32 protein-coding genes are annotated in these 26,002 nt (G+C 47.3%); 16 read left to right on the plus strand and 16 right to left on the minus strand.

The genetic code is table 11. The annotated features are described in order from the left end of the window. Positions 1–37: 37 nt before the first annotated feature. From HUN05_12375 to HUN05_12385, 3 genes are read right to left on the minus strand one after another with little or no spacing between them, the layout of a single operon-like run. Positions 38–1,204: a citrate (Si)-synthase gene (locus HUN05_12375; protein WDP88045.1), complete on the minus strand. Its 1,167-nt coding sequence runs from the start codon at positions 1,202–1,204 to the stop codon at positions 38–40. A gap of 36 nt (positions 1,205–1,240) precedes the next feature. Next, positions 1,241–1,570: a ferredoxin:thioredoxin reductase gene (locus tag HUN05_12380; GenBank protein WDP85830.1), complete on the minus strand. Its 330-nt coding sequence runs from the start codon at positions 1,568–1,570 to the stop codon at positions 1,241–1,243. Next, positions 1,560–1,826, minus strand: a complete 267-nt coding sequence (locus HUN05_12385) for a glutaredoxin family protein (protein ID WDP85831.1) — start codon at positions 1,824–1,826, stop codon at positions 1,560–1,562. Before HUN05_12385 ends, HUN05_12380 begins: the two co-directional genes overlap by 11 nt. A gap of 345 nt (positions 1,827–2,171) precedes the next feature. Here HUN05_12385 and HUN05_12390 point away from each other — a divergent pair, with 345 nt between their 5' ends. From HUN05_12390 to HUN05_12415, 6 genes are all read left to right on the plus strand, one after another. After that, positions 2,172–3,323, plus strand: coding sequence for an alpha-hydroxy-acid oxidizing protein (locus tag HUN05_12390; protein WDP85832.1), 1,152 nt, complete (start codon positions 2,172–2,174; stop codon positions 3,321–3,323). Positions 3,324–3,396: 73 nt separating this feature from the next. Continuing rightward, positions 3,397–3,831, plus strand: coding sequence for an FprA family A-type flavoprotein (locus HUN05_12395; GenBank protein WDP85833.1), 435 nt, complete (start codon positions 3,397–3,399; stop codon positions 3,829–3,831). A gap of 6 nt (positions 3,832–3,837) precedes the next feature. Further along, on the plus strand, positions 3,838–4,284 hold the full coding sequence (gene trxA / locus HUN05_12400) for a thioredoxin (protein WDP88046.1): 447 nt from the start codon (positions 3,838–3,840) through the stop codon (positions 4,282–4,284). After that, positions 4,268–5,245, plus strand: coding sequence for an aminoglycoside phosphotransferase family protein (locus HUN05_12405; GenBank protein WDP85834.1), 978 nt, complete (start codon positions 4,268–4,270; stop codon positions 5,243–5,245). The genes trxA and HUN05_12405 overlap by 17 nt, the downstream gene beginning before the upstream one ends. Positions 5,246–5,581: 336 nt before the next feature. After that, positions 5,582–5,800, plus strand: a complete 219-nt coding sequence (locus tag HUN05_12410; protein WDP85835.1) for a hypothetical protein — start codon at positions 5,582–5,584, stop codon at positions 5,798–5,800. A gap of 78 nt (positions 5,801–5,878) precedes the next feature. Beyond that, entirely contained in the window at positions 5,879–6,259 is a 381-nt protein-coding gene (locus tag HUN05_12415; protein ID WDP85836.1) for a desulfoferrodoxin, read from the plus strand. Positions 6,260–6,337: 78 nt separating this feature from the next. On the opposite strand, the gene HUN05_12420 is transcribed toward HUN05_12415, so the two are convergent. From HUN05_12420 to HUN05_12430, 3 genes are read right to left on the minus strand one after another with little or no spacing between them, the layout of a single operon-like run. Then, a complete protein-coding gene (locus HUN05_12420) occupies positions 6,338–6,814 on the minus strand; it encodes a ferritin family protein (GenBank protein WDP85837.1) in 477 nt (158 codons plus the stop codon). Positions 6,815–6,862: 48 nt separating this feature from the next. Further along, on the minus strand, positions 6,863–8,062 hold the full coding sequence (locus tag HUN05_12425; GenBank protein ID WDP85838.1) for a flavodoxin domain-containing protein: 1,200 nt from the start codon (positions 8,060–8,062) through the stop codon (positions 6,863–6,865). 17 nt (positions 8,063–8,079) lie between these two features. Continuing rightward, on the minus strand, positions 8,080–8,241 hold the full coding sequence (locus tag HUN05_12430; protein WDP85839.1) for a rubredoxin: 162 nt from the start codon (positions 8,239–8,241) through the stop codon (positions 8,080–8,082). A gap of 199 nt (positions 8,242–8,440) precedes the next feature. Here HUN05_12430 and HUN05_12435 point away from each other — a divergent pair, with 199 nt between their 5' ends. The 3 genes from HUN05_12435 to HUN05_12445 are packed head-to-tail and all read left to right on the plus strand — an operon-like array spanning position 8,441 to position 11,934. After that, positions 8,441–9,826, plus strand: coding sequence for a TIGR01777 family protein (locus HUN05_12435; protein ID WDP85840.1), 1,386 nt, complete (start codon positions 8,441–8,443; stop codon positions 9,824–9,826). 22 nt (positions 9,827–9,848) lie between these two features. Next, positions 9,849–10,952, plus strand: a complete 1,104-nt coding sequence (locus HUN05_12440; GenBank protein ID WDP85841.1) for a hypothetical protein — start codon at positions 9,849–9,851, stop codon at positions 10,950–10,952. Continuing rightward, on the plus strand, positions 10,942–11,934 hold the full coding sequence (locus HUN05_12445) for a DHH family phosphoesterase (GenBank protein ID WDP85842.1): 993 nt from the start codon (positions 10,942–10,944) through the stop codon (positions 11,932–11,934). The genes HUN05_12440 and HUN05_12445 overlap by 11 nt, the downstream gene beginning before the upstream one ends. Positions 11,935–12,097: 163 nt before the next feature. Here HUN05_12445 and HUN05_12450 read toward each other — a convergent pair whose 3' ends face one another. The 5 genes from HUN05_12450 to HUN05_12470 all read right to left on the minus strand — a co-directional run bounded on the left by HUN05_12450 (position 12,098) and on the right by HUN05_12470 (position 15,858). Beyond that, a complete protein-coding gene (locus tag HUN05_12450) occupies positions 12,098–12,937 on the minus strand; it encodes a DUF3786 domain-containing protein (GenBank protein WDP85843.1) in 840 nt (279 codons plus the stop codon). A gap of 112 nt (positions 12,938–13,049) precedes the next feature. Next, positions 13,050–13,208, minus strand: coding sequence for a rubredoxin (locus HUN05_12455; GenBank protein WDP85844.1), 159 nt, complete (start codon positions 13,206–13,208; stop codon positions 13,050–13,052). Positions 13,209–13,288: 80 nt separating this feature from the next. Then, positions 13,289–14,317, minus strand: a complete 1,029-nt coding sequence (gene cydB / locus HUN05_12460) for a cytochrome d ubiquinol oxidase subunit II (GenBank protein WDP85845.1) — start codon at positions 14,315–14,317, stop codon at positions 13,289–13,291. A 14-nt stretch (positions 14,318–14,331) separates the two neighbouring features. Further along, positions 14,332–15,642 (minus strand): cytochrome ubiquinol oxidase subunit I, encoded by a 1,311-nt coding sequence (locus tag HUN05_12465; GenBank protein WDP85846.1) that lies wholly within the window; start codon positions 15,640–15,642, stop codon positions 14,332–14,334. A 45-nt stretch (positions 15,643–15,687) separates the two neighbouring features. Then, entirely contained in the window at positions 15,688–15,858 is a 171-nt protein-coding gene (locus HUN05_12470) for an HTH domain-containing protein (protein ID WDP85847.1), read from the minus strand. Positions 15,859–16,510: 652 nt separating this feature from the next. Between HUN05_12470 and HUN05_12475 the strand changes: the two genes are divergently transcribed. From HUN05_12475 to HUN05_12500, 6 genes are all read left to right on the plus strand, one after another. Continuing rightward, on the plus strand, positions 16,511–17,428 hold the full coding sequence (locus HUN05_12475; protein ID WDP85848.1) for a hypothetical protein: 918 nt from the start codon (positions 16,511–16,513) through the stop codon (positions 17,426–17,428). A 72-nt stretch (positions 17,429–17,500) separates the two neighbouring features. Then, entirely contained in the window at positions 17,501–17,812 is a 312-nt protein-coding gene (locus HUN05_12480) for a hypothetical protein (protein ID WDP85849.1), read from the plus strand. Next, positions 17,809–18,333 carry an IS630 family transposase gene (locus HUN05_12485; GenBank protein ID WDP85850.1) on the plus strand — a complete coding sequence of 175 codons (525 nt, stop codon included), beginning with the start codon at positions 17,809–17,811 and terminating at the stop codon, positions 18,331–18,333. The genes HUN05_12480 and HUN05_12485 overlap by 4 nt, the downstream gene beginning before the upstream one ends. 67 nt (positions 18,334–18,400) lie before the next feature. Next, positions 18,401–18,589 (plus strand): helix-turn-helix transcriptional regulator, encoded by a 189-nt coding sequence (locus tag HUN05_12490; protein WDP85851.1) that lies wholly within the window; start codon positions 18,401–18,403, stop codon positions 18,587–18,589. A 175-nt stretch (positions 18,590–18,764) separates the two neighbouring features. Next, positions 18,765–19,115, plus strand: coding sequence for a hypothetical protein (locus HUN05_12495; GenBank protein WDP85852.1), 351 nt, complete (start codon positions 18,765–18,767; stop codon positions 19,113–19,115). A 60-nt stretch (positions 19,116–19,175) separates the two neighbouring features. Further along, the gene (locus HUN05_12500) at positions 19,176–19,538 is read left to right on the plus strand and encodes a rhodanese-like domain-containing protein (GenBank protein WDP85853.1); all 363 of its coding nucleotides are present in this window, start codon (positions 19,176–19,178) and stop codon (positions 19,536–19,538) included. A gap of 47 nt (positions 19,539–19,585) precedes the next feature. Here the strand turns inward: HUN05_12500 and HUN05_12505 are convergent, their stop codons facing one another. Further along, a complete protein-coding gene (locus tag HUN05_12505; protein ID WDP85854.1) occupies positions 19,586–19,933 on the minus strand; it encodes a hypothetical protein in 348 nt (115 codons plus the stop codon). A 187-nt stretch (positions 19,934–20,120) separates the two neighbouring features. Here HUN05_12505 and HUN05_12510 point away from each other — a divergent pair, with 187 nt between their 5' ends. Next, positions 20,121–21,902 (plus strand): hypothetical protein, encoded by a 1,782-nt coding sequence (locus HUN05_12510; protein WDP85855.1) that lies wholly within the window; start codon positions 20,121–20,123, stop codon positions 21,900–21,902. A 147-nt stretch (positions 21,903–22,049) separates the two neighbouring features. On the opposite strand, the gene HUN05_12515 is transcribed toward HUN05_12510, so the two are convergent. The 4 genes from HUN05_12515 to HUN05_12530 all read right to left on the minus strand — a co-directional run bounded on the left by HUN05_12515 (position 22,050) and on the right by HUN05_12530 (position 25,993). After that, entirely contained in the window at positions 22,050–22,934 is an 885-nt protein-coding gene (locus HUN05_12515) for a serine hydrolase (GenBank protein WDP85856.1), read from the minus strand. Positions 22,935–23,063: 129 nt separating this feature from the next. Then, positions 23,064–23,453, minus strand: coding sequence for a hypothetical protein (locus tag HUN05_12520; protein WDP85857.1), 390 nt, complete (start codon positions 23,451–23,453; stop codon positions 23,064–23,066). A gap of 264 nt (positions 23,454–23,717) precedes the next feature. Then, the gene (locus HUN05_12525; protein WDP85858.1) at positions 23,718–24,362 is read right to left on the minus strand and encodes a cytochrome b/b6 domain-containing protein; all 645 of its coding nucleotides are present in this window, start codon (positions 24,360–24,362) and stop codon (positions 23,718–23,720) included. Between the two features lie 2 nt (positions 24,363–24,364). Continuing rightward, complete coding sequence (locus HUN05_12530; GenBank protein WDP85859.1) at positions 24,365–25,993, minus strand: tetrathionate reductase family octaheme c-type cytochrome; 1,629 nt, start codon at positions 25,991–25,993, stop codon at positions 24,365–24,367. Positions 25,994–26,002 lie beyond the last annotated feature (9 nt).

Genomic DNA, 26,002 nt, shown 5'->3' on the forward strand with positions numbered 1-26,002 from the left:
TCCATCCTTGTGGTTAACTGATTGATATTTTGAAGTTTTACCGATTGTCGATTTCCTTGTATACACACTCATCCGGTCCGCAATAATCGCCGACATAGGCGGCACCCGGCCGGTATAAAGAGGGTTTGGGCGCTGCCATGGCAAATTGCTCTTCAATGACATGGGCGGTCCATCCGCTGACCCTGGACAGGGCAAACAAGGGGGTGAACAAATCCGTGGCAATGCCCATGGCGTGGAAAAGAGAGGCAGAATAAAAATCCACGTTGCAGTAAATATCTTTGTTTTTACGTGCCTTAAAGGCTGCCTTGCCACGGGTTTCAAGTGCCCGGGATAGTTCATACCAGGTGGTGTCTCCTGAAATTTCGCCCATTCTTTTGCTCATGGGCGCCAGGATGACGGCCCTGGGATCATCTGTCTGGTAAACGGCATGGCCAAGCCCCATGATCAGGCCCCCTGAATCCAGGATATTGTTGATATAGGCCTCAATTTTATCTTCAGACCCGATCTCCTTGAGCATCTTCATCACCCTGACATTGGCCCCGCCGTGAAGGGCTCCGGACAGAGAGCCCATGGCCGCGGAAATGGCCGCATAAATATGGGCTTTGGTTGATGCCACCTGGCGGGCGGTAAAGGTGGAGGCGTTAAAGGAGTGTTCTGCATGGAGCACCAGACCTGTGTCAAAAAAACGGGCCGCTTCGGCATGGGGCTTTTCTCCCTTGAGCATATAGAGGACGTTGGCTGCATGGGAAAGGCTCTTGTCCGGCGCAACGGGCGCTTTTTTATTCCGGATTCTTTCCCAGGCAGCTGTCAGGGTCGCCAGGCCTGCGATGAGGTTTTCCGCGCTGAAAAGGGTGTGTTCCATTCCTTTTTGTCCGGCATTGGGATCGTTCTGGATGAGCATGGGGGTTGCCATCTGAAGCACATCCATGGGATTGGTCCCAGGGGGAAGGGAGGACATTAACTCAAATATATTGTCTGGGATTTGTCTTTTATCTGCCAGGCTTTTTGAAAAATCATCCAGTTCCTTTTTTGAGGGCAGCCGTTCGTAGAGCAGCAAAAAGCAGATCTCTTCAAAGCTTGCCCGTTGTGCCAGGTCCTGAATGAGGTAGCCCCTGTAAATGAGCTTGCCTTCTTTGCCCTGAACATCGCATATTTTCGAGCTTGCGACATCCACACCCCGTAATCCCGTATTGAGTACACTCATACATTCATTGTCATTCATGGCCGTCTCCTTAAAAAATTAAAATATTTTTTCAGGGGGTCTTCTTTCCGGAACATAGTTTGATTCTATTTCATTGTTGTTCAGGGCCGTTGAAATATAGAGTCCGCAAAAGCAGGCCCCGAATTCTTCAAGATCGGGCGCCCTGTATACGCAGGGACACACAATGTCCTTGTCGTGTTCCCGGTCGCCGCAGGCAAGTCTGCAGGGACATGCCATGTATCCGTATCTCTCTTTGTTGAGCAAAAGCGATTCCAAAAGTTCAAAGACCAGGTCCTTGTCCTTGTTAAAAAAAATGCCTTTGGCTTCCTGTGATTTTTTCAATGCTGAATAGAGCTGTTCAATTTTCATTTGCAATCCCCAGAGCCTCCCTGATTTCATTTTCTTTGTATCCGACAATCACGGTTTCATTTATTTTAATGGTGGGGAAGGAACATCTGGGATTCAACTCTTTGATATCTGCCAGAATGGCTTTTCTTTCCTCACCTTCCAGATCATCGACTTCCACGTAATCATATTCCACATCGCAGTCGCTGAACAGTTTCTTTGTTGATTTGCAGTGGCTGCAGGTACTCAAGGCGTATAGTTTTGGCTTTTGATTGCCCATTGAATGATCTCCTTAAGGGTTTTGATTCGGTAAATCCGTATCCATAAAGGATGGTAGACCCTCTTTTTAGGGTATAAAAAAAAAGATGGTCGTATGCACACGATTTAAACATTTTGCATGTTTCATGCCGGTTTGGCAAGATAAAACTGGGTCAAAAGTGGTGGTCTGTTTTTTGCAATATATTTCTGGATAATATTTGGGAAACCTGAACGGGTTTACAGGAAACGCAGGATATGGAAAATGAAAATTTACAGACTTGTGTTTAAGGATGAATTCAGGGTATTAAAATATTAGGATAAAAAAAGATTACAATCGGCCTGATTCTAAATAAAAGGAGAAATCTTCATGAGTCTCTGGTATTGCTCTGTCTGCCATAAAGAATATGATACATCTGAAAAACCCGAGACCTGCAGCCAATGTCAGTCTGATCACCGCATGATTTTTGACCGGCAGTCTTTGCCGGACAGTTTGGAAGCGGTGAGGGATCTTGCCCGTAAAAAGATGAAAGGCATTTGTGCGGTGTATCCTTCCTGTGACGGCACCATGGATAAGATTTGTCAGCGGGAAAGCTATGGCAAGCCCATAGGCCTTGGCGGGGCGGGCAAGGGGCTTTCTTTTCGAAATAACATTGCAGCCCTGGAAGCCGTACAATTCAACATGTCCGTGGTGGGGGATCATTTTGATCCGGATACCCGAACCCGGTTTTTAGGGTTGGATTTAAAATTTCCCGTGCTGCCGGCATCCACTGCCGGGGCGCAAAAATATAATGATGCCCTGGATGAGACCGATTTTTGTAAAGCGGTTCTCATGGGGGCAAAAGAGGCCGGCACCATCGCCTTGAGGGGGGACACCTGGTTTTACACCCCCCAGGACAATCCCGCCTTGGATGCCATGGCGTTCTGTGATGGATACGGGATCAGTATATTTAAACCCCGGTCCCAGGATGTGCTCAAAGGGCTGATAGAACGGGCGGAAGGTTTGGGATGCCGTGCTGTGGGGGTTGACCTTGACGGGGCAGGCTCCACCATCATGGCCCGTTACGGCCAGCCGGTTTTTAGAAAAAGCCCAAAGGATATTGAGGCGCTGGTTCGGTTTTCATCTTTGCCTTTTATTGCCAAAGGGGTGATGCGGCCGGATGAAGCCCAGATGTGCAAGGATGCAGGGGTCTCGGTTGTGGGGGTTTCCAATCACGGAGGAAGGGTGCTTGACTCCACCCCGGGAACGGCACAGGTCTTGCCCCTGATCCGTGAACAGGTGGGCCGGGATCTTATTTTGACCGTGGACGGGGGGGTCAGGACCGGGTACGATGTCCTTAAAATGCTTGCCCTGGGTGCCGATGTTGTGCTCCTTGGCAGGGACATCATCCGTGCGGCCGTTGGCGGCGGTGCCTATGGGGTTGCCCTTCACCTGGAACATATTCACAAAACCTTGAAAAAAGCCATGTTTATGACCGGAACAAAAAATATTGCCGGAGTGGACAAGGGCATTTTATTTTAAGGTTTTTATAGGCCATGTCATTTTTCAAACCTATCAATTAATGTGGGCAACAAAAGAAATATCAGGAGGAATCATGGGACGAATTTTGATTGTTTACGGGACAAGAACCGAAGAAACCAAAAACATTGCAGATCTCATCGGTGAAGGCATTCGAATGTCAGGGCACGAGGCCCTGGTCAAACGGGTCTCCCAGATTAAAACGGAAGAAGATTTAAACGGGTATGAGGGGTATGCCTTTGGATCTCCCACCTATCACGGAGAAATGATCACCTCAATAAAACAGCTGCTCTTTATTGCAGAACGGGCCCAATTAAAGGATAAGCCCGGCGGTGCCTTTGGATCCTATGGGTGGAGCGGTGAAGCGGCCGGAAGAATTTTTGACACCATGGAAAATATTTATAAGATGAATATGACCCCGGAAGGACCGCTGATGCTCAAGGCAGGATGGGTCGAGGGCGGGATCCAGTCGGCCCAGAATTACGGCAAGGCCCTGGCTGAAATGATTTAGGAGTTGATCATGGCTGATCCCATTATTTTTTTATGCCCAAAATGCCGGGCAAAAAACCGGGTGCCTGCGGCAAGGCTCAAGGATCACCCCCTGTGCGGGCACTGCAAAGCCCCTTTGGTTACAGAGGATTTTGGAAAAGTAGTTCGGGTCACGGATTCGGATTTTGACACCATGATCATGGACGCTGATCTTCCTGTGCTGGTGGACTGCTGGGCGCCCTGGTGCGGGCACTGCCTTTCCATGGCGCCGATTCTCGATGATCTGGCCCAAGACTATGCCGGCCGGGTCAGGATTTTTAGGCTGAACCTGGATGAGAATCCAGGCATTGGGGCCAGGTTCGGCATCAATAGTGTGCCCACCCTGCTTTTGGTCAAAAACAAGAAGATACGGCAGACCCTGGTGGGGGCCAGGGCAAAAGAAACCATGGTGGCGGCAGTTGAACGCCTTTTGTGAATTGGATGAAAAATCGTTTTTTCCCTGGATCCAGTCGTTATGGGGGATTCGGGTCAAGCGGATTTGTCCTGAGCTGGAAATCCAGGGCAGTCCTGAGCGCTCTTTGTCCAGAGTTGTTTTAGAGGATGACCTTGGCGGGTTTTTTCTTTTGGAAAAGTTTGCCAGGGAAAAATATCCTGCCAGGCAGCGGGTGGCCCAAACCCTTGCCCATTTGAACCAACATGGACTGACTCGGGCATTGGCACCCTGCAAAACAAAATCCCATACCTTTTTGGACTTTTTTGGCGAAAACTGCTTTCAGCTCACCCGGTTTTTAAAAAGTTCCGGACTTGAACGCCCCCAATGGCTTGGGATGGGTGATATTGGCCGGCAAATGGCCTCTTTTTTAATTTCCATGCGCAAGGCCTCCAAAGGGATCACCGATCACTACTCTTTTTCTTGTTTTTCCATCAAGGAGTATATCTACACATTATTCAGGGAGATGAAAGTTTACCATCCAAAGGTCAGAGAACAATATCTGCCCATGCGGACTTTTTTGGAAAAAGGGTTTATGGATGCCCATGACCACCTGGATTTTGCCTTCTGTCACGGGGATTTTCACCCGTTGAACGTCATCTGGCACAATCATCAGATAAACGCTGTGATCGACTGGGAGTTCATCGGCATAAAGCCTGACTGCTATGACGCGGCAAACCTTGTGGGATGTGCCGGGATAGAGCATCCCCAGGGATTGGCCATGCCCATGGTGACGAGTTTTTTATCAAATCTTCAAAAAACCTCTGTCATCAGTGCGGCCGGATGGCGGTGGTTTCCTGAGTATGTTCTGGCCCTGAGGTTTGCCTGGCTCTCTGAGTGGCTGAAAAAGCAAGATGAGCAGATGCTTGAAACCGAAGCGGTGTTCATGAATATTCTCATTGACCAGATGGGTGAGCTGAGAAAAATCTGGTCCATAAAAAGATAAATTTTTCTTGATTTCCAAACAAATATTCTGATACTAAAAATGGTATATACCATTCGATAAAATTGGCGAATTCCAGAATTGTTACGATAAAAAAGGTAGAAACACTTTTGCCTCTGGGACAGGTTGCGACACTTTGTCCTGAGACATATTTGTTCCTTTGTTTTTAACCTTTTGATTGCGCCCACCCCCGATTTTGCAGGGCACCCAATAATCATGGGGGGTAAGTATGATCTGGTACGGACTTTGCTGATAAACATTAAGGAATATAAAAATTTAAGTAAACACCGGGACCCTTTTGATTTGGGAATTCAAAAAGCATAATCCAGGAGAATTGATATGGCCGAATCATTTGAATATCAGGAAAAGTTAAAAAGGTGTGAAAAGGCAAACACGGCTTTTTACGGTGCTGTCAAATCCAAAAACGAAGTGTATTTTCAGATGGCCTCAATGTTCAAAGAGGTGACCAAGGACAAAAAGAAATCCTCTGTGAAATGGATGGACCAGATTTTGAAATCATCAAATATCCCTGGCAAAATTTTTATGGATAACATATAAAAAAAAGGTCCGGTAAATCATTTTTTTTAAGTTCAAGGATGTTTTATTCAAATCAATCTAAAAGAAAGGAGCATTTTAATGGCTGAGCAACTCGGAATTTATAAATGCGGAAAATGCGGAAATATCGTTCAGGTCCTTCACGGCGAAAAGCCCCCGGTCACCTGCTGTGGAAAACCCATGGACCGCCTGGTGGAGAACACGGTTGATGCTGCCCTGGAAAAACATGTTCCAGTGGTGGAAAAAATTGAGGGCGGTTATACGGTTAAAGTGGGCAGCGTGGCTCATCCCATGGGTCCGGATCACTGGATTGAATGGATTGAACTTGTCTCTTGTGACGGCGCCTATGTGCAGCGTCAGATGCTGACCCCTTCCAGCACACCTGAAGCGACGTTTAAATGTGATTCAGACAAAGCATATGCTTTGGCCTATTGCAACCTTCACGGTTTGTGGAAATCATAGGCAGTCTTTGCACCTTTAAAAAGGCATAAAAAAAACTCACTGCTGAATTCAGCAGTGAGTTTTTGTTTTCAGGTTTTGTTAGGGGGTGGATTCAATCAATTTGTTTGCCAGCATCTTAATATGGCTCATCTCTTCTTTGATAATATCATCCACCTTTGATCTGCCCTGGGTTTCAGAGACCAGCTCTTTCATGCCCAGATAAAAGGCAATTGAATCCTTTTCAGCGGCAATGGCTGAGGTGAGAATGCCTTTCATGCTGGATTCAGGCTGCTCTTTTTCGGAAAAAACCCGGGTATCGGCCAGGGCCTTGAGATAAAGGGCATTTTCATCTTCAGGGTCAAAGACCATGGATTTGCTTTCTTTTGAACTCAAATCGTTTTGCATCTGGGCAAAGATCAGCTCATGGCTGTCTTCCATTTCAGCAAGGCCTATTAGAAATTGTTTGTGAGCATCTTCATCTACCCGGTTTGCCGCTTCCCTGTAAAATCTGGCGCCGTTGACTTCAATCTGTTTTGCGATCTCAAAAATATCATCTGCATTAAATTCGTTGCCCATTATGTCCTCCGTTAGTCTATGATCTATCGTTGGGTTGATAAGCTACAATTATTTTGCTATTCGTTCTTTCAAGGTCTTTGCCAGTTTGACGCCCAGGTCAAAGCATTTGGCAAGATCTGCTTCATCCGGTACATACTGCACCTTTACCCCGGGGTCAATGATATCCAGCTTCATTTCTTCAAATTCTTTGTTCAAAATTTTCATGGCCTCGCCGCTCCAGCCGTAAGAGCCAAAGGCCGCAGCGATTTTATTCTGGGGCCGCAACCCTTTGATATAGGTCATGACATCGGCAATCACCGGGAAAATACTATTGTTGAGGGTGGGAGATCCAACCGCAATGGCACCGGCATCAATGATTTCGGTCATGATATCCGAGCGGTGCCATTTCCGGGTATTCATAAGCCTGACATTAACCTCTTGAGATTCAATACCCGAGGTGATGGCACGGGCCATCTTGGTGGTGCTTTCCCACATGGAATCAAAAATCACCACGGCTTTTTTACCCGGCGCCTGTTTGGACCATTGGTCATAGGCCTGGATGATTTTTGCGGGGTTTTTCCGCCATAAAATACCATGGTCAGGGCAGATCATGTCTATCTTAAGATTGAGCTTTTCCACATCCTTGAGCAGGGCCTGGACCCTGGGAGAAAAATGAAGCAGGATATTGGCATAATATTTTCGGGCATGTGGCATGATTTCATCCCCGATTTCATCGTCAAAGAACATGTCCCCGCAGTAATGCTGGCCAAAGGCATCACTGGAAAATAAGATGGCCTGGTCCGGCAGATAGGTAAACATGGAATCCGGCCAGTGAAGCATTCTTGTCTCAAGAAAGGAAAAGGTTCTGTCTCCAAGGGTCAGGTTGTCCCCTGTGCCCACCACCTTGAAGTTGAACTCCCGGTTAAAATGGCTTTTAAGGTTTTTGGCCCCCATTTTAGAGCAATAGATGGGCTTTTCCTGGCCGATAATGTGCATCACCTTGGGAATGGCTCCGGAATGGTCCATTTCCGTATGGTTGGAGATCACAGCATCAATTTTTTTGGGGTCAATAATCCTTGAAATATTGGATAAAAGTTCATCTCCGAATTTTTCTTTGACCGTATCAATGAGGATGTTTTGTTCGCCCAGAACTAAAAAGGCATTGTAGGTGGTACCTTCATAGGTGGAATAGCCGTGAAAATCACGAATATCCCAGTCCCGACAGCCGACAGAATATATTTTGTCGGCAATTTCAATGGGTTTGTACATAGAGCAAGTCCCCTCGGCTAATCCTCAAGTTTTTCAAAATCTTCCTGGGCAGCGCCGCAAAGGGGGCAGACCCAATCTTCGGGAAGGTCACCCCAGGCAGTACCGGGATCTACGCTGTTGTCAGGATCGCCATTTGCCGGATTATAAACATATCCGCAGGGGCATTCATATTTATCCATTTTTTGTCCTCCTATTTTGATGTGATGATAGAGCGCCTTGCGCCTGCATTTTTATCATGGAAAAACAATACGCAAGGCATATGCCATTTTTTTAACCCTTAAATAGGAAATAATGCTCAGATAAGGGTTTCAACTTGTTTGGTATTCATATAATATAAGGCCTGCAAAATCAATAATTCATTTAAGCTGCAGGCAGGTCATGAAGGACGAGATATTTACCAAAGAAACATTGATTCATGTTCCAGTGGAAGATCTTTTTGCCTGGCATGCAAGGAACGGGGCCATCAACCGCCTGACCCCGCCATGGTCAAAGCTTTGTCTTATTTCAAGACAGGGCAACGGGATTGACAAGGGGGTCAAGGTAAAATTCAAAATAAAGGTGATGGGTATTCCCATGATCTGGGAGGCGGCCCATGTGGAATACCTGGAAAACAAGCTCTTCCGTGACTGCCAGAAAAGGGGTCCTTTTGCCCTGTGGGAGCATACCCATCTGTTTTCCGCCAAGGGTAAAAATGCGGCCCTCATGGAAGACCGGATCCGATTCAGGCTGCCCATGGGGTTTTTAAGCCGTCCTTTTTATGGCCATGCCCGCAGGGAACTTGAGCGGATATTTGCCTACCGCCACAGGGTACTTAAAGATGACATGGAAAACCGGGCAGGCAGGATCCGAAAGCAGAGAATTTTAGTTTCCGGGGCATCCGGCACCATTGGCAAAGCCCTGGTACCGTTTTTGAGGACCTGCGGCCACGAGGTCATCCGCCTGGTCCGGGATCCAAAGGATAAATCCGAGGATGCCCTGTACTGGGATCCTTACAATAATATTCTGGACATGGATGCTGCAGGACCCGTTGACGCGGTGATCAGCCTGAACGGGACGGATATCTCCAGAGGAAGGTGGACCCCTGCCCAACGGAAGTTGATTGTTGACTCTCGGGTGATCCCCACCCGGGTGTTGGTGGAAAAAATGCGGACCATGGCCAGGCCCCCCTCTGTTTTTATTTCTTCGTCTGCCATAGGATTTTACGGGGAGGGAGGAGAGAAGATACTTACCGAAGAGAGCCCCCAAGGAGATTCCTTTATTTCAAGGGTGTGTGATCAGTGGGAGACTGCCTCTCTCGGTGCTGCACGGGCAGGAATCAGGACGGTTCAGCTTCGTATCGGCGTGGTGCTGACGCCTGGGGGCGGGGCTCTTAAACGGATGTTGCTTCCCTTTTCTTTAGGCCTTGGCACCAGGATATCACAGGGCAGGCAGTATATGAGCTGGATCAGCATGGATGATGCCCTGGGCGGTATCCTCCACATTCTTGAAAAAAAACAGATCCATGGTCCTGTGAATCTTACGGCCCCGGCTCCTGTGACCAACAAGGTGTTTACCAAAACTCTTGGCAACATTTTTTCACGTCCGGCGATGTTTGTATTGCCAAGACCTTTGGCCGTTTTTTTATGGGGTCAGATGGGCAAGGAGACCTTGCTGACGTCTGCCCGGGTGGTTCCCCAGATACTCGTGGACACGGGGTATGATTTTTCCCATCCTGTTTTGGCGTCTGCACTGGCCCATGTGCTGGGCAGACCCTTGAAAAATTAATATCTAGTTTCAGGATAAATGAATGAATTTTAGACTCAAATTATTGTTCTCATTGTTGATGATCATTGCCCTGGTTTTCGGGTTTGTTCATATCTATTTTCCGGTTGCCCATTATAGTTTTGAAAGGCTCCATGTTTTTTTGTTTAATTTGTGTACCGGCGGCACCATCCTTTTATATTACACGGAAAAAAGAGCCCAGGTCTCAAAAACAGTGCGCCTGTTTTTTTTATTCTCGCTGATCTATGCCTTTTCAGCTTTTTTCATGTGGTATCCCCTGACCCTTGTTGTGTCAGTTATTCTTTTTGTGCTGGTGGAAAAGATAAGGATAGATAAATTTTCCATCATCCCCATCCAGTTTATTCAATCTAAGATACCGGTATCTGAAAAATTTCACCAGGCCTCGCTTTTATGTCTTTCCATTGGGATTGCCATGGCCTCTTTGGTGATTGTCAACAATGAATACACCCATTGGGTCCAGATGGAAAAACTGACCCTGAACACCTTTTTTCTCGGGTATTCTTTCCCCCTTTCTTTGATCACCCTTTCTTTGGTCTTTGACATGCTTAGAAAAATTGAAGGGGCCAATCGAAAAATCATCATGGAAGTCTGTTTCTGGACCATTACTCTCGGGGTGATCATCTTTTTTGTCTTTATCCTGTTTGAAAAATTCATCCCCCAGATTTTTGTCACGGCAGCCTTGTTCACCGCCGTTGTCATGGTTTTTTTACTCTATTATACCTTTGCAGACAAGATTCAGAAAAAACTGTTTCTGACATCAGGCATAGGGTTTTTAATTGTTACGGCCATTACCGGGATTGCCTATATTTCCCTTCAGATGCAGGAGGGGTATGACCCCCTTAAAACCAAGTGGCTGCTTCACATCCATGTGTTTGCCTCTTTGTACGGCTGGAACCTTTGCGGGCTTTCTGTTATCTGCCGCCATGATGATTTTCCCATTAAGCTTCATTCGCCAACCGTGATATTTATTCACTGGCTGACGGCCTTGGTTCTGGCGCCTTTGGGGGTATTTTACGGATGGTTTGCCATTTTTGCCATTGTCGGCTATGCCTTTATTACCCTGACCCTGTTTTTTTCAAGCAACGGAAAGATGGATCATGCTCAGTAACCAAGAGCGGATTAAAAAAATGCTGGCATTGTTCAGCAAAACATCAAAGGTGCTTATTGTCATCAATGCCGATCCCGACGCCATCGGTTCTGCCATGGCTGTGAAACGGATCCTGTGGCGGCGGGTGTCAGAGGTGGGCATTGCCTATTTTAACCGGATCAGCCGGCCGGACAATCTGGCCATGATTAACCTTACCGAGCCTGGAATGGTTCCCCTGGATGAGGTGGATGCCTCTTGTTTTGACCGGTTTGTTATTGTGGATTCCCAGCCGGATCACAATAGTTGTTTTTCCAGATTTTCCTTTGATGTGATCATTGACCATCACCCCTTGTCGTCTGCCGAGGCCCCGTTTTCAGATGTCAGGCCGGATTACGGGGCATGTTCGAGCATGGTAACAGAATATCTTAAAACCATGAAAATAAAACCCTCTGCAAAACTGGCCGCCGCCCTGATGCTGGGCATTAAGACGGATACGGCTGATTTCACCCGCCAGGCAGGGTCGGGCGATATCCGTGCCTTTCAGCATTTATACAAGTTTGCAGACATGAATATAGTCACCAAGGTGGAGCGTGCCCTGGTCACAGAGGCGGACCTGGACTTTTTAGGCCAGGCCATTAAAAAACGAAAGATCATAGACAACCGGGCTTTTTTCCATGCCGGCAATATTTCCAAGCCCGATGCATTGGTGGTTGTGGCTGATTTTTTTCTGGCCATTGCCGGGGTCAACTGGAGTGTGATTTCAGGGGTGATTGAAAAAAAACTCATCATTATCCTGAGAAATGACGGACTGAGAAAAGGGGCCGGTAAAACGGCACAAGAGGCCTTCGGCAGATTCGGCTCTGCCGGCGGTCACAAGACCATGGCCCGGGCCGAGCTTTTGGTTTCTTTGATTCGAAAAGAGATTAAAAAAGTAAACCAGAATGCCCTGGCAAAATGGGTTCAGGACTCTATCACCCTGACCGCAGGGAAAAAAATAGAATAGGGAGATATCCAAAGGAGACAAAAAGATGAAAAAGATGGTCAGTTTTATTATGATTGCCCTGTTGATGGGGCTTGTTGCAATTGCCGTTGGAGAGTTGTTCTTTAGATAGCATTTACCCCTGGATAGCTAAAAATAGCTGGCCTGAATGTTTTAAGGTTCTTTTTTATCTGGCCTTGTTGGTGAGCAGGTCTGTGAGGTGTTCGCTCATGAACATTATGGCCTCAATGTCCATGTGATCCAGAATGGTCTGGTCAAACATCAGCTTTGCCTCGGGTTCAAATCCCTGGGTTTTATCCCAGAAGAGCAAGGTGACATAGACCTTTGGAAAGATTCTGAACTGAAATGCAAGATCGGCAGCGTCGTACCGGTCTTTTACATCGGTTCCGCCAATGGCCAGGCAGGCCTTTTCAAGCAGCCTCTTCTGGTTTGCAAATTTTTGTTTTAAAGGGGTTTCCACACGATCATTCATGGAGACCATTTTTGAGACCGTATTGGGAAATTCCTTAAAGCTTTTCATTTTACCGGTGGGAGATGAACTGCCGCCTGCGGCAAGGTGGATATATACAAAGGTTTGTTCATTCCGGCTGAGCGCATCCCCACTTTTTTTAACTACTTTTTCTTTGGATACACAGAGACGTGAATTAAAATAGGGCAATATGATATGGGGCTGGCCCTTAAAAGGTCCGGGCCCGTTTCCAGGGTCCAGGATTCCGCCGATGCGGTCTGCCACATCTTCTAATGCCATGGATGCGGCCTTTTTTCTTGCCAGAACAAGGGCTTCTTGGGCCATGTCTTTTTTGAGCCATTTGCCTTGCTTGTACTGTTCTTCAAGTTCGGCCTGTGCTGGAATCAGAATGTCAGGATCAATATGGGGGCAGTTTTTTAAGGGCAGTTTTTCTGAGACCACCATGCCGGCAAAGGCAATACAGGTGGGATAACCACAGTCTTTGCAATTGGTTTTCGGCAGAACTTTGGCGTAGAGATCGACAACGGAAAGGGCCATATTTCCTCCATGACGATCAATGCCGGACAAAAACGATTTTTGCCCGGCATTGATTTTGATATTGGCTTGGATCTAAACCCAAAGGCTTGGGTTTAGATTGTAAGCTTCAGGCTTATTCTTTTTCAAATTCTTCTTTGGCCGCACCGCAGATGGGGCAGCACCAGTCTTCGGGAAGGTCTTCAAAAGCAGTTCCCGCATCAATACCGTTTTCTGTGTCGCCTTCTGCCGGGTCATATACATAGCCGCAGGGGCCGCATACATATTTGTCCATGAATTTTCTCCTTAAGATGTTATGTGGTTTTATTGCATAATATCCCTGTCACCCAGGTGACAGGGATTAAAGGTTATTGACTAGTAGGCTTCATCCATTCCAAGATCCTCATCGGTAATGGGATCTTTGAACAGATGATATGCCCATACCTGGTAGCAGATGACAATGGGAATGAACACCAGCACAACCCCGAGCATGATCTTCAGGGTCAGGGGACTGGAGGAGGCATTAAATGCGGTCAGATCCCAGTCAGGATTCATGCTTGAGGGAAAAAGTGCGGGAAACAGGCCTGCAATGCCGAAAAAGGTGCATCCCATAATGGTCAGGGCCGAAGCAAACCATGCCTTGAACCATGCCTGTTTGGCCGAAAAAAACCGTGTGGCAAACAGGGCGCCCACAGCCACCAGAATGATGCCGAAAAGCAGGGGATATTTAAAATAATTGGCATAGAGGTCGGTGGCAAAATAAGAGGCAATTAAAAAGATCACGGCCACGGGCACAAGGATGAGCCAGGTTTTGGCCGAGATACCCACAACCCGTTTTTGCAGATCCCCTGTGGCCTTGATGGCCATCCAGTTGGCCCCGTGGAGAATAAAGAGCAGGACAAAGAGCAGTCCGCCAAGAAGCCCGTAAGGGTTGAGTAGCTTTAAGGTGTTGCCGTGGTAAAGGCCCTCATTGTCAAAGGGGATGCCTGCAAAAATATTGGCAAAGGCCACCCCAAAAAGAAGGGCTGGCAGAAAAGATCCCAGGAAGATAAATGTATCCCAGAGTTTTTTCCATCCGGGCGTGTCGATTTTTCCCCTGAAGTGGAGGGAGACCCCCCTGAAGATCAGGGCAAATAAGATCAGCATGAGCGGGGTGTACAAAGATGAGAACATGGTGGCATACACCTTGGGAAATGCGGCAAATGTGACCCCGCCTGCCGTGATCAGCCAGACTTCGTTGCCGTCCCACAAAGGCCCCATGGCATTGAGCATCACCCGTTTATCCCTGTCGGTTTTGCCGGCAAAAGGATAGATGGTCCCGATGCCGAAATCAAATCCGTCCGTGAGAAAGAATACGGCCCATAAAAGCCCCCACAAGAAAAACCAGATCGATTGAAGTTCCATAAGTTCTATTCTCCTTAGTTGGTTTCGGCCTCAGGGCCTTCTTTTATGGATTTGGCAATCAGGTAGAAGCCCACGGCACCGAGCAGGCCGTAAACCAGAATAAACCCGATCAACGAGATAAACACCTGGGAGGTGGCAATGGGAGAGGCCGCAGCCGTTGTCTTCATCAGTCCGTAAACAATCCAAGGCTGGCGTCCCACCTCAGAGACCACCCATCCCATTTCAATGGCAAGGTAGGGCAGGGGGATGGACCAAAACATGATTTTTAAAAACATGGGGCTTTCCATGAGTTTATTGCGCCTTGTCCAGCCGTAAAGCATGAGCAGGATAAACAAGGTGCCAAGGCCCACCATGGTTCTGAACCCGATAAAGGTGGGCAGCACCGGCGGTCTTTCCTCTTTGGGAAAGTCCCTTAGCCCTTTGACCTCTGCGTTAAAATCGTGGAATCCCAAAAAGCTTAAAAGCCCGGGAAGGGAGCCGATTTCAATGAGATTTTTTTCCTGTTCCTGGTCGGGAACAGCAAACATGATAATCGGGGCCCGCGTCTGGGTTTCCCAATGGGCTTCCATGGCAGCCAGTTTGGCCGGCTGGGTTTTGGAAACATTGACCCCGTGCATGTCGCCTGAGATGCCAAGCCAGAGGGCTGTGACAAGGCCCACGATCAAACCGATCTTAAAGGAGCGCTGGAAAATTTCAATGTGTTGTTTTTTTAGCAGATGGTAGGCTGAAACCCCCATGATGAAAAAGGCGCCCAGAAGCAGGGCGGAGGGGACCACGTGGATGATTTCAAGCCACCCGTGTTTGTTGGTAATAAGGGCAATAAAGTCGACCATTTCTGCACGGCCGTTCTGGATGGCGTATCCCACCGGGTTCTGCATGAATCCATTGGCAAGAAGGATCCAGATGGCGCTGAAATTGCCTGCAATGGCCACCAGCCACATCACCCCGGCATGGGCCTTGGCAGAGAGCTTTTTCCAGCCGAAAATCCAGATGCCGATAAAGGTGGACTCCAAAAAAAAGGCCACAGAGGCTTCAATGGCCAGCAAAGAGCCGAACACATCTCCGACATATTCGCTGTACCTTGACCAGTTGGTGCCAAACTGAAATTCCAGGGTGATCCCCGTGACAACCCCCAGGGAAAAATTAATTAAAAAAAGCTTGCCCCAGAATTTGGTCATTCTCAGATAAACCGTGTCGCCGGTTCTGGCGTACTTGGTCTCCATATAGGCAATGAGAACAGACAATCCTAGGGTGAGGGGAACAAAAAGAAAATGGAACATGGTGGCTGCGGCAAACTGCAGTCTGGACAGAAAAACCGGATCCATAAACTCCTCCAAATTTAAAATTAAGTGTTATATGTCTCGTTTTTTTTACGACAGGGAATAATAGCATCGTTTGGGCGATATGATTCGGCCTTTTGCCTTGAGTTGCTGGATGCCCTTTGAAACCGCCTTGCTTTCTATACCCAATGTTTTTGCAATTTCTCCCGGCCGGACCGGTTTGCCTGCCTTTTTCATGGCGTTGAACACATCTTCTTCCATTTACTGCTCCTTAATAAAGTTTTTGAGTAAAATCTCTCAATGGAATCAGCAATTAGTGTGCCATATACATATCAAACCGTGCGAAACCTCATGGTACAGTGAAATTATGGTCAGCATACCCAATTTTAAACGGGTTTTCAAGGCTGTTCTGGATGGATGAGAAAATCTTGTAAATCATATTTGTCCGGGGGCCTGCCATTGGTCTGCGAGGAAAATAGGTGGCTGAAACAATGGTGTATCAACGATCTGAGACAATTGTCTCGATTTTGTTTTTTTGAATATATTTTTGGCCTTGAATTTTTTGTCGTGGGGGGATCTGCACTCCTAAAAGAACTCAACCGCTCAATTTTTTGAACACGTTCAAAGAGTTCGTTTGCCACGTCTGTTTTAAAAAAAGTCCAAACCTATCCAGTTCAACCTATTGATTCGCATGGCCGTTTCTGATTTTGTTCTGATCTATAGCAGCCTTTGATTAGGCCGGGGAGGCCAAAAAAATCTTTACCCGGCCGGGACTGGCAAATCATTGCTTTGTCTGGCGGTTGTCTGCCGGCCAGGGATCTGATATTAGATTTGGGGCAATTGTTTTGATTGGACCGCCCTCGGCGGCGTATTATTATTCTTGTTGTTTTTTTGAAAAAGGATCTTTTTGTCTATGAAGACCATTCTTTCCATCAGCTGTTCCGGCTCATTTAAAACCGATCTTCAAAAGGTCTTACCTCGTGAATACCATATCAAATCCCAAAATTTTTCTCTTAAGACCTCTTTTGTCAGAAAGATAAAACCACAATTGGTGGATGGGGATACCCTTCCTAACCCTGCGGCCATGGCTGGTCTTTGTCAAAAAATAAATAAAAGCGCAGGCGTTCCCCTTGTGTTTTGCGGCAATTTATCAACCGGGCCCTGTTTTGACAAGGTGTTGATTCCAGGACGCATAGGCTTTGTACCCCGACCCTTTTCAAAGGTTTTGCTTCAGCAGCAGATCCAAACGATGCCGGCCTTTCAACAGGCCGCTTTGACAATAGAATCAAAGCAACAGGAGTATGCGCTTTTGAAAATTTCTCTCTCCTCTTTGATCAACAACCTGACTTTTGATTTTTGGGCCATGGATTCAAATTTTTGTTATGTATTTCAAAACCAGCATAGCATCCGCAAATGGGGAAATGTCCGGGGTAAAACAATCGACGACCTTGATATTCCGGAAAAATTGAAGCGTATCTGGAAAAATCAGACCCTTAGAACCCGGAAAGGGGAGATTGTCCGGTCGGAGTACATGACGAAAGAGGGGAACCAAAAGGTTTTTTTTGAAAGCACTATCTCCCCGGTGATGATTGAAGGAAAGAATATGGGGATCATTGGCATTACCCGGGATATTTCCGGATTTAAAAAGGCCCAGGAAAATTTAATTTCCCAGGAAATCGAAATCCAGGAGATCAATACCGCGTTAAGGGTGTTGCTCAAAAAAAGGGAGGCTGATAAGCACGAGGCAGAACTTAAAATTTTAACCAGCCTGCAGACCCTTGTTTTTCCATTTCTTGAGTCCATGGACAAGGATGCTTCAAATGTTCAATAGACCACGCTTCAAGAGATTATAGCAGAGCAAACAATTACTTGAACAAGGATTTATACAACTTATATTTTCCCCATGAGATATTCATCAGATTTACGCAAACGCGTTATAGATTTTGTAGAAAATGGAGGAAGCAAGACGGAAGCTGCCAGTCAGTTTAATGTATCCCGTGGAAGTGTTCACAACTGGACGTCTGCCGAAGATGGTTTGTCATACAAGAAACCCGGTCCAAAAGGACCACGAAGTTTGGATCTGGAAGCTTTGCGCCTCCATGTGGAGACAAATGATGACATGACACAATCGGAAAGGGCGCAGCATTTCGGAGTATCCCGTGCCTGTATCTGGTATAATATGAAACAACTCGGAATCACTCGAAAAAAAAGATGACGGGATACAGGGAGCGAAGCGACAGCAAAAGAAAGGCATATCTTCGTCTTCGTGAACGTTATGTACGTCGTTGCAAAACGTTTGTTTATGTTGATGAAAGCGGCTTTTCGCCTTATACAACCCGTCGCTATGGATATGCTCTCAAAGGGCAGCGTGTTCATGGTTTGATTGCAGGAACAAAGCACCCTCGAACGTCTTTGATTGCTGCCCGCATCGAATATAGTTTTGAAGAACCATTTTTGTTTCAGGGAACATGCAATGCGGATATCTTTAATGCTTGGATCGAACACCAGTTGAGTCCACATCTGAACGATAATCATGTCGTTGTGATGGATAACGCATCCTTCCACAAGGGCGAAGAAACCAAATATTTGATAGAAAGAACTGGTGCAGCTCTTTTGTTTTTGCCCCCGTATTCACCGGATCTCAATCCGATTGAACACGATTTTGCGGCCCTAAAAACCATCCGTGAATACAATGAAAACGAAACGATTGATGAAATTATCAGGATGTATAAATAATTATCGGCATTGCTATAGAAAAAACCTGGAGGCGGTCTGTTCTTCATTTTCACGGAATTTAAAATCCATGCACCTGACCGGTACGGAAATACAGGTTGCAAATTTTATCTGCCACGGCAAGACAACCAAAGAGATTGCCACCCTTATGGGGGTTGCTGAAACCACCATAAACACCCACAGAAGTCATATCAGAAACAAAATTGGCATCAGAAATGAAAAAGTCAGCTTGAAATCATTTTTGTTTTCCTTATCCTGATCTGCACCCTGGAAAATAAGGATATTTTCTCCTTATTTTCTCCCTATTCTTTCCCCATTTTTTAGATGGAAAAATTGTGATTTAATCCTTTGCTGAAGTCTGGTTTGAACAGGACAATCCAAAACCGCACCTGAATTGCCTTCTCACCAGTCACCAACCTAAAGGGAGTTTTTAAATGAATAAAAAATTTTGTATTCTCATTTTTTCACTGCTGTTTTTAATTTTATTGGCAGGCCAGGGGGCTGCAGCCAAAATCCCTGCGCCGGAAAAGGGGGATAACTTCAAGGCCGTCACCCTGAAAGAGGCTGAAGCACTTCTCAAAGACGGGGCTCAGATGGTTGCCTGCCATAGCCATACAACAGATTTTATGAAGGGCCATCCCAAAGGCACCATTCACATCACCTGTCTGGTCCCGAAAGATCACAAAACAACAGATATGCCCCTGGACAAGGTTGATTTTGACATAGCCCAGCTTCCGGATGACAAATCAACCCCCATCATTACCTATTGCGCCTTGAGCAATTGATGGAAATCATATCACGCCGCCAGGTTGGCGGTTACCCATGGTTACACAAATGTATACTGGATGCGGGACGGAATAAAAGGATGGAAAAAGGCGGGGTACCCGGTGGTGGGAAATGCCCGGCGCCTTGATGATCTCATTGCCCTGAACAGAACAGATTTTAAATCTTTGTGCATTGGTGAACAAGATGCCAGACAACTTAAAAACTGCTGTTTCGTTGATTTCAGGGACAAGTCAGCCTATGAAAAAAATCATGTTTCAGGCGCCAATCACGTTGAGTATGCCGCCATGTTTTCAAAACCCATGATGGAAGAGCTTAACAAAAGCAATACTCTGGTTATTATCCATGAAGACAAGGTTCTTGCCGGGGTCATTGCGGCCACCCTCAAACTCATGGATTATCCCGATGTCTATATTTTAAGGTAACCTTTCAATCAGGTGCGGTTTAGGATTGCTATTCCAGGGTATTTTCTTTAACGACCTTTTCTTGTCCATTGTTTTAAAATTTCAAGTGTTTTGGAGATAAAGGCACACCTGCACTCATCAGAACAGGGGTTGAGAATATTATTGTTCAGGCACCGGCCCGGGCATTTCCGGTCGGATGCGGGGTTCCGGTCCGGATGAAACGGGCCGTCATAAAGATCCAGCAAAAGATCGGCCTCAATGGACAAGGTGGTGCCGCAGGAATGGTTGAACAAAAACAGCCCCTGTTTAAGATTTTCAAAAAAAAACTGGTAGCCCGATACCTCGATGGCTGGATCGGAGAGGAACGCCTCTCTGGTTTTCCATTGGTGCCCGCATGTCCGGCAGATTTTAAACATTTTATTCTTATGCCAAACAGACCCATAACCATGCAAGTAAAAATATAACAAAACCCCAACTTTTGAGTACCTCCGGGAACCGGTTTTAGACTATTTTTTTTTAAATTTTTCCATTGACCTTTAGCTCCTCAGAACGTAAATCATAAAAAAATTTGCCTGTGCAGTTGAATCTGAAAAGGAGTTTTCCATGTCCCAGCACACCATTTCCTTTAAAATCGTTTATTGCGATACCCAAAGTGCCGCCGCAGCTGTTCGGGGGTTAAGACACCTAAAAAACGGCTATGCCTATGAAATCAAAACCTACTTTGAAAAGCAGTACAACATCCATGAGATCGATGAACGCCTTCTTGACTGCTACAATTATGAACTATCCAGAAGAAAAAACATCATAGATGGGGCCATGGATACCGATGCTTACGAAACCTTTGAATCCTTTAAGGATTTGCTAACCGAAACCGGGGCACTGACCCTGGAGCTGGTCTTCTGTCACGACGAGACCGGAGAAGAGATTGAGTATAAATTTGACAACCATGATGTGAACGGGCCGGCACTTCCGCAGGAAAAGCCCACACAGGTGATTTATACTGACTTGGATGAAATCACCCTGCAAAAAACGGTATACAGGGCCATATATACCATGGATATAAAAACCATTAACGCCATTTACAACTCGGGCATAGATATCAATCATAGATTTGAAAACGGGGAAACCGCCCTGATGAAAGCGGCCTCCTACAAGAGGAAAACCGATAAATCTCTGGCATTGATCCAAACCCTTCTGGAATACGGGGCCGATGTCAATGCCCGGTCCGACTACCATGATTTGGCCCTGTTCAACGCCTTTGAGGTCTGCAATCTGCCGGTGATCAAGCTGCTGGTGGATTCGGGAACAAACCTGGAGACTGAATGGGTCGGTGCGGCCGAGAATATCCTGGACCTCTTTGCTAATTCCATGGAGGGAGAAGGGTTGATTGAAAAGGAAAGTCAATACCTGGAGATCCTGGAATATTTGAAAGGCCAGGGGCAGAGTGTTGCCTCCTATTTTGACCCGCCCCTGTCCCTAAAATATGACGGTGCTGGATATAACAGTCTGCTCAGATCCATTGCTGCATACGATCTCATGGACCTTCTCAATTTCCTTGTGAACGAGGGGATCCCCTTGGAAAAGCTGGCCTATATCCTTTACCGGTCCCAAAACTGCCGTGCCGCGGATTTTATTCGAAAAAAAGGCCGTGGCATCATTGATTCACAAATCAATTCCATTGACCGGAAAATTGCCCGGGAAAAGGAGGTGGATGATATGGTCCAGGCCGCTAAAAAAGCATTGGCCAAAGAGAGATACCAAAAGGTCATTGATCTGCTTGTTCCCCTGGAAAAAAGCAAAGAACTCTGGGAATACCACACCACCCTCATTGACAGAGCCCGGGAAAAAATAGAAGAGATCCACCGCAAAACCGTGCCTGAATCACAGGCGACCCATAGATTCAACCTTCGGTTCTGCCGGCCGGGCAAGGGGTGTTTCCTTTCGGCTACAGCCCACGTCGACCTGGTCTGGGCCATAAAAACGGGGTTTGATTTTCATGCAGCAGAGATCCGGGCCATTGACCATTCCGGTTGGGACATGGGCCTGGACGGCCTGGACCACCTTCAGGCCCTTGTTTACTGCCGGCCTCCCTTTGACAAGGGCATCCACAGCGGGTTTCATTTTTCCATTGACCGTTACGGTATTCTTTCCATTGGAAAAATCGAAACCGCCCTGTCCCAGGCCCTGTCCACCCCGGCCATCTATTTTAAAAAAATGACGGTCTCCTGCCAAGGCATTGAAATCCGGTTCAAGGCGGCAGAGGCCTTTACCCCGAAAGAACTTCCGGCCTTTGAAAAGACAGATATCGGCAGGAAACTGGGAGAATATTTTAAAAAATCCACCGGCCAAGCGCCCCTGGTGAGCCTTCAGGCAATATCAGGCTGAATGAGCTTTTCCGAAATATGCGGGCTTACCATCTAAGGTCTGCCGGTGGCGGGAGGACAGCCGTATTCCCTCCTTCTGGTTTACAAATAATGCAAAAAAAAGGGGAGTGATCCTGCTATTTGGTCAGGCCTTTGAAAACAATGAGTTTTATTCATCCCGGATGGAATCCAGCACCTGTTTTATGAATATCTCATGGTCCCAGGAATCATCATGGGTAACCCCCAGCCTCACCACCACCACATCTTTTGAGGGAATGACTGCAACGATCTGTCCGTTGAATCCACTGCAATAGTAAAGATCTTGGGGCAGGGATGGGAATTTTCGATTTTCAGGATTGTCCCGGGTGCCTGCATTAAGCCAGAATTGGGCTCCGTATTGCCCCATGGGCGCCATGGGGGTTGGTCTGGTGGAATAATCCATCCATCCTTTGGGCAGGAGTCTTTCATTATCCCAGACCCCGTCATTCTTTAAAAATAAACCAAACCTTGCCCAGTCCCGGGCCGTTGCAAACATATAGCTGGATCCCACAAAAGCGTCCGAGGCATCCGGCTCTATTACAGCAGAAAATGCCTTGATTTTATCAAACAGGCGATTTTTTGAAAATCTGTGGAAGGATTCAAGACTTCCCCCCACGCTGTCTTTTACAATTTTTGCAATGATATTGGTTGTGCCCGAAGAATAATACCATTGGGTGTCAGGGGCTGATCCAAGATCTTTGCCTGCGGCATAGGCTGCCATGCTTTTGCTGGCATAAAGCATCTGGGTTGCATCCTTAAACGGTGCATAACTCTCTTGGAATTCAAGGCCCGAGGACATTCGCAGCATCATGTCCAGGGTGATTTTATTTCGCGGATCCGGGGCTTTCCAGGTGTCAACCAGGGCCGAAGAATTGATATCAAGACGCTTGTCCTTTACAAGTATGCCCACAAGGGCATTTGTAACACTCTTGGACATGGACCAGCCGAGCATTGGGGTATCTTTGTCAAATCCTGGAGCATATTTTTCAGCAATGATCCGGTTTTTCAGAACCACGACAACCGCCTGGGTGTTTCTCCCGGTCCCGGGACCAGGCTCTGCAAAGGCCATTTCAACAGCCCTTTGCAATCTGATTTTATCCACAGATTCATCTAGGTTTTCAAGATCAACATCAGAACCCATGGGCTATGGTAAAAGAGGTCTTGAAAATTCAGGGGCCAAAATATTTTTTGCCTGGTCCAGAAGCTGATCTCTTGAGGTGTCAACGGCCAAAGTGCAGCCGCAGCCTTCACGATAGACCGCCGTCATGGGCTTCCAGAATCCAAGGGCCTTTGACGTGACGGTCCGGTTTTCATAATCCACCCTGGGACTGACAAGCCGGAACAAAGGATGGGTGGGCAAAACCTCATTTTTAAACACAGTTGCTGGGTTTCTGTTTGCCAGGAAAACCTGGGAGCAGACATACTTGGCAGAATATCCGGTGCCAATGGGCAGGGCAGAATTTAAAAAATAGACAAGATATCCGAGAATACAGACAATCACAGCACAGATCAGCAATTTTAATGACTTTCCCATTTTACCTCCTCAAAACAATTGTGTGGTTTCAGATCTTCTGCCGGCAAGGTATCAGGTTCGATTATGACAGGCAACCAGGTGGTGATTATTTTGGGTCTATTCTGAAAACAAATTGTATTTTTTACAGAATGAAACTCTTGTTTTAATATGGTTGTATATTCAATCTTTTGGGGGGGGTGGGCTGGCAAGGGCCTACGGCTTAAAAAAAAATCCCCGGGCAGTGCGGTCTGCCCGGGGATAGGGAATGGGTGGGATAAAATGGGATCAGGTCTTTTTGGTGGCCTTGTTTTCCCATTCCTGGATCTTGGTGGTGTCGTAGACCTCTTCCCAGCCGGTGATCATTCCTGCAATGTGGCTGAACAGGGAGTGCCCCGTGGTGGTCATGTACAAATGGATGATCAGAAAATTCACCAGTAAAAAAGCCACAAGGGTATGGGCAACGGCCAGAATGGAGAGATCTAGGCTGGCCGGGATCTGGTTGTACAGGTAGTATAACAGGCCTGTTGCCATCTGCACGGGCAGGAGCATGGCTGAAATCCCCAGATAGGCAATCCGCTGCAGCGGGTTGTGTTTGGCCCCTTTTGACTTTTGCACGGGATGGCTTTGGCCCTTGAAAATCCCGAATGCATAATACAGCACCACGTTAAAGAGTTTTTTGGTGGTGGGGATATACTGCTTCCATTCCCCTGTGGTCAGAAGCCAGAATACAAAAAAGGCAAACATGACCAGCCAGGAAAGGCCCACAAAGTTATGAACGGTGACCGCAGTTTTAAAACCCATCAGGGTATAGGTGCCGTGAACTTCAAAGCCTGTGATCAAAAGGACGAAAATCATGAGGGCTTGGAACCAGTGCCACAGTCTTTCAAACCGGGTGTAAAGATATACTTTTGTCAGGTTGGGTCGGGTCATTTTTAATCCTCCTTTCCGTTCCGGGTGAAAAAACGGCCCAGGCCGTGGAGCAATACCCCTGCAAAGGCGCCGAGCACCGCAATCATGCCGATGCTGTCGATAAAGTTGTTCTTATCCCGTCCGGGCAGGTAAATGCCGGTGATACTGGCCAGCCTGGAATTTTCCCGGATATGGCATTGGGTGCAGGCCAGGGCGTTTTTCCCGGGGGCCACCATATGGGTGATGGGAAAGGCATAGGTGGTCTCAACATAATCAAACTCACCCGAGTAAGGCACATCCAGGGCCTTGTTGCCCCGGGTGATGGCATCGTTCATGTCAAAGGTGGTCCAGTATCCCTTGGGGCCTGAAAGAATGGGGGCTACCAATTGTTTGTTGATCTTATCATAGGGCTGTTTGCCCCTGTGGATTTTAAAGGGATGGATCCGGGCATTGGGATCGGTTCTATCCCCAAGGGGATGACTGACCTCTACGATCTGAGCCGGATCAATTTTATTTTTGATGCCGATATTGGAAAAAGACCCGTTATACCAGAAGTATTCAGGTTCCACATTTTTTTCCCATCTAAACTCGCCCTTGATGGATTTATAGGTGGGTTTGCCGAACTCCCCTTTGGTCACATAGGGTTTTCCCTCTTTTTTATCCCCTGCCTTGGTCCAGTCCCACCACATTTTCGTGGGGTTGACTCTGGCAAATTCAGGGATGTGGCAGGACTGGCAGGCCACCTTGTCCACATGATCGTTCATTTTGGAATCGGTTTTATGGGGCAGGGTGCCGTGGCAGGACTCGCAGGTGATTTTTGTGGCCATGTCATCCTGGATCAGGCTTTTGCGCTCGGCAGCGGCCGGCCGGGTATAGAGGCGGCCGGCAATATTATGCTTTACCGTGGTGTGGCATCTCGTGCAGGTGAAATCGGTACCTTCGCTGGCCATATGTACATCCAGCATTCGATTGGGCTTGGCAAGAGAGGTGTCTAAATCCCCGTGCTTGACCCCGTCTCCGCCCCCGCCTTTGAAGTGGCATTCCCCGCAATGCTCCCGCTGGGGCATGGTGATGTTTTTAACTGCGGTTTTGATCTCGTTCTGGAGCTCCTCGACAATTTCTTGGGTCTCTGGGTCATCATCCCCTTCAAAGGCCTGGATATCGCCGAATGCTTCCTTATAGTTGTACTTTTCACCGCCGTGGCAGTTGAGGCAGTTGACCTCGTCCTGGGTCCCGTTCCACCCCACATGGCAGCTCAGACACCCTTTGTCTTCCATGGCATTGCCTGAAATGCAGAAATTGTTGACCGCATGCCCGGCCTTGCCGTTCATAATGCCCGGGGTCTCAGACGCCACTTCCCATGTCCAGTGAATGGTCTTTTCAAACTGCATGGATGCATCGGTATGACAGGAAAGACAGGCCTGGGTGATCTGCGCTCCTGAGCTAAAGTCCTGATTCAAGGCCTCTATCTTGGAATGATCGGTTGTGGTCCAGCGTTTGTTGGCTTTGACCGCCTGTTTGGCAAGCTTCATCCCTAACGCTTCCCCGTTGAGTTCAGGGCCTGTGGCGGCAAGGCTTGGGTAAACCAGGCCAAGCATGGCAGTCATGCCCAGGACAAGCGTCAGGCAGGTTCCGGCAATTTTTTTTCCCATAGTGTCTCC

Source organism: Desulfobacter sp. (assembly GCA_028768545.1).
Classification (GTDB): Bacteria; Desulfobacterota; Desulfobacteria; order Desulfobacterales; family Desulfobacteraceae; genus Desulfobacter.